This is a genomic window from Cyanobium sp. NIVA-CYA 375 (assembly GCF_056108345.1).
Genome location: NZ_JBSYHW010000131.1, coordinates 1 through 3,617, shown reverse-complemented (window position 1 = coordinate 3,617; position 3,617 = coordinate 1). Strand labels below are relative to the sequence as shown.

At 47.4% G+C, this 3,617-nt stretch carries 4 protein-coding genes; all 4 read left to right on the top strand.

Annotated elements, in window-relative coordinates:
- Positions 1-118 precede the first annotated feature (118 nt).
- The 4 genes from AC01FP_RS16485 to AC01FP_RS16470 all read left to right on the top strand — a co-directional run bounded on the left by AC01FP_RS16485 (position 119) and on the right by AC01FP_RS16470 (position 2,992).
- Positions 119-1,111: a glycosyltransferase family 4 protein gene (locus AC01FP_RS16485; RefSeq protein ID WP_474481753.1), complete on the top strand. Its 993-nt coding sequence runs from the start codon at positions 119-121 to the stop codon at positions 1,109-1,111.
- A 589-nt stretch (positions 1,112-1,700) separates the two neighbouring features.
- Positions 1,701-1,958: a transposase gene (locus tag AC01FP_RS16480; RefSeq protein WP_474481752.1), complete on the top strand. Its 258-nt coding sequence runs from the start codon at positions 1,701-1,703 to the stop codon at positions 1,956-1,958.
- Between the two features lie 172 nt (positions 1,959-2,130).
- Entirely contained in the window at positions 2,131-2,454 is a 324-nt protein-coding gene (locus AC01FP_RS16475) for a hypothetical protein (RefSeq protein WP_474481751.1), read from the top strand.
- Positions 2,455-2,695: 241 nt separating this feature from the next.
- Positions 2,696-2,992 (top strand): transposase, encoded by a 297-nt coding sequence (locus tag AC01FP_RS16470; RefSeq protein WP_474481750.1) that lies wholly within the window; start codon positions 2,696-2,698, stop codon positions 2,990-2,992.
- Positions 2,993-3,617 lie beyond the last annotated feature (625 nt).

Sequence of the window (3,617 nt, the reverse complement as noted above, 5' to 3'; positions counted from 1 at the left end):
ATCGACGCATTAGTCATGTCCTCAAGCCCCCGGATGTACTGATCAGAGGGGTGACAACTTTCCTGAAACTGGGGGCAACGAAGTCTGCCTATTCACTTATTCATGTGATTTTCAGGAGTTGCCATTCAAAATTGTATGTGAAGCCAAGGATGTCATTTTTGATTCGTTTTTTCAGAGAAGTGATGTAGTTATTTTTCACTTTGGTGTTTTTTATCCGCTTTTTAATATATTGCCAGTCGTTCCGAGGTCTGCTTTAGCGCTTGTCGTTTTTCATAATATTACACCCAAGGAGTTTCTGTCAATATCAGCTCATGAGACGATCGACAATAGTTTTAATCAGATGAATAACATAGTCTTTGCTGATCACGCAATTTGTGTCAGCACTATAAATCAGGAAGTCCTTTCTTCGAATGGTATTCATGTGCCGAGCACGGTATTGCCACTTGCCCTACGTGACAAAATAGAACTGCCCAGTTCTAAGCCAAGCTTTGTAGATGGTGTTTCCAGAATTCTATTTGTCGGACGACTAGTTAAATCGAAGGGGGCCGTTGATTTGCTTACTGCTGCCTTGACTCTACTTGCTGAGCGCGATGAGATCTTTCTGGAGGTCGACTTTGTTAGTAACATCAAGTTTTCTGACCCCGACGTTATTAAGACTGTCAATTTTTTGTCCGAGGATTTGATGAAGAAATTCGGCGAGAGACTCGTGATCAATCTACATGGTAATGCATCCGAATCCGTAAAAAATAATCTCTTTGCTAGAGCTGATCTCTTCGTTTTGCCTACACAGCATGAAGGGTTTTGCGTGCCAATTCTTGAAGCGTTTCAAAACGGATGTTGCGTGGTCGCCTACGACAATAGTAATGTTCCGCATATTTCTGGTGGCTTCGCAAAGCTGGTTCCTACAGGGGATGTAGCTTCTCTTGCTCGAGAAGCTTCGGATATGCTTGGTTTGATTCGATCAGAGCAGTGGCGTAAGCAAGGGGGGTATGAAACTTATTGCGCTGAATTGGCTGTCTATTGCAAAAAGTTTGCGCCTGAACTTGTTGGGAATACTTTTGTTAACTTTGTACGCAGTCTTTACCTGAGATCAAATCTACCCAATCGATAAAATATAGTATTCAATGCCTTTTCGTTTGCGTGTGTGTCATGACCGGTGCATGGCCTTGAATGGCCTGTCAAGGATTAGAACGAGATCCATCGAAAGGCTTGAAAAGTCTCTTGATGTAGAATGTCATCAATCTGGCCCTATTACGCCGATAAGATCTCCAGGATTTCCCACACAGATCAGTGGCTTTCGGCAGTCCTGACACTTTGGGTTGCCACTCAGGTGGATTGAGTCAATGTTAGCTCTAAGAGTTTGCTGAAGAACCAGGCCAACTCTGCGAGAATGGGGCAACTGCCGCAGTTTTGACACGAAATCAACAAGAGCGCGGCGGCTCCTTGCTCTCTATCCTTTGATCGAGGAACGGATCCCGGCCAGTCATCCACTGCGGGGGATTCTCGGTGCCAACTACATAAGTAATCCTGAAAAAGCCCACTCGACAGCAGCGCAGCTTGTTTTGACGATTAAAGCTCAATAAACTAGTCGTGTAAAACGCAATCGTTGATTACTACAACTGCTGAGCACCCAGGTGTGCCGGGATCTCCAGAACGGGAAGCTCTCAATCGAGGATTTACGTGTGCCCATAGGGGGCGTGATGGATACAGACAACCTCTGGGTGATCTTCTCCTCCTTAATGCCGTGGGAAGAGTTGGAAAAAACTTGTGCCCCTCAGTTCGATCCCACTACTGGCGCCACAGCAAAACCTGCACGCCTGGCGTTAGGCGCGTTGTTCATCAAGCAGAGGCTTGGGCTGAGCGCGGAGAGGGCCGTTGCGCAGATCAGAGAAAACGCTTACATATTGTTTTTCCTTGGCTTTACCGGGAATTCCAGCACCATTTTGATCCCTCAATGATGGATCATTTTCGTAGGCGCTTCTCAGAGGTAGAGCTCAATCGGAATAATGAACTCATTACCGCACGGGAAAAAAGCAGTGGTGATGGAGGCTGGGACATCACTCCCAGAAAACGTCGAATCTGTTTGATCCAGATGCTGGTTCCGGCAAACAGATATCATATGACGATCTCGTGAAGCCTGCAGATTGGCCAGAGAATAAGAACTGGGGAATACTCACCATCGATGTCTCTTGCCAGCCAGCCGACATCACCAATCCCATTGATCTGATGTTGCATAACCAGGCAAGGAAGTCAGCCGAGCGGATCAATGATGATCTGTACAACCAACACTCAATACTTCGCAAACATATCCCCAGATATGATCATGGCAGGGCACAAGCTGCTCTCCTCAATGTAGCCAAACAGAAAAAGCCAAGGTGCCGCAAAATAGAAGCTGTCATTCGCCGTCAGCTTGGCTACCTGCAGCGGAATCATGATGCTATCGATGCCCCATGATCACCTCTGGCACAATGCTTTCGGGCTTGAAGACCAATTGGTGGCACAAGCTGCTTGTGATCAGCGAGATGCACCGACAGCAAAGCATCCTGTTGTACACCTAGAGGCGCAGCATGCCTGATCGCATTGTGAATGTGGAACAGCGACAAGTACGGCCCATGGTTCGTGGTTAAGCGAGAGCTGCTGTTGAGTTTGGCGCCCTAGCCAGAAGGGCTTCCGCTTGCGGTAGATTAGTGTTTCCGTGCTAAACGGCTTTGCCTTCCTGCAGAGGATCAGCTGGGATCCATACAATGAGGCCGAAGGCCTAATTCCACAAGCCAAGAAATACAAGAACGAGTATGGATGCTATCCCGAGCGAATCTGCGCAGATCGCATCTACATAAATACCAAGAACCGAAACCTCTGCACTCGGAACTATATACGGCTCTCTGTTAAGCGATTGGGGAGGCCGCCGCAGGATCCAAAGATCAGTGCTGCTCACAAGCAGCAACTAAGCGTCGACCAGAGGCGGCGGAACGAAGTGGAAGGATATTTTTGATCAGAAAAGGGTAAGTATTCACTAGATTTGATTATGGCTCGGCTGAGCAAAGGTGCAGGGAACTCCATTTCTATGGCTTTTGTGGTGATGTGCGCAAAGGAGATCTGTAGGCGCCACCGCCTCATTTTTTCACTATTTTTGCCTGGTTATGCACCTGGAAATGACAAGTTAGTTTTTGGATGGAGCTCAGGAACATTTGGCTGCTTGAAACACGAATCACTGGCCACTGGATAACCGTATTGTTTGAGCTGCCTAAACCCTGATATTGGGCTGCGATCGGATCCAGCTTGCGGTTCTCCTTTTCAGGAGTCCCTAATCATTACTGGCAGTTACCGCAGGGGGGGGCATCCTTCCTAGCAGTCAGCGCTGCAAAGATGCCCCATGATAAATGTGATCATATATGGAGAGGCGTAAACTTATCTCGAGGAGGGGCCTCTGTCCTCAAATCTCAGGCATACGATGACATCTATTTGGCTGGGCCTTGCGGGTTGAACAGGAAAAGCTTAGAATCTACTCCTTAAAGTTATCCATATTGATCGAGAGACCATAAAGCATCCCGTATAATCTAAGCCCAATTCTTGAGTAAGAATGCTCATGGCGCCAACGCTGAGCACTTTCCTCTTTC

Excerpts from the sequence above, each read along its gene's own strand:
- AC01FP_RS16480 (WP_474481752.1), top strand. The coding sequence starts at position 1,701 with ATGGATACAGACAACCTCTGGGTGATCTTCTCCTCCTTAATGCCGTGG.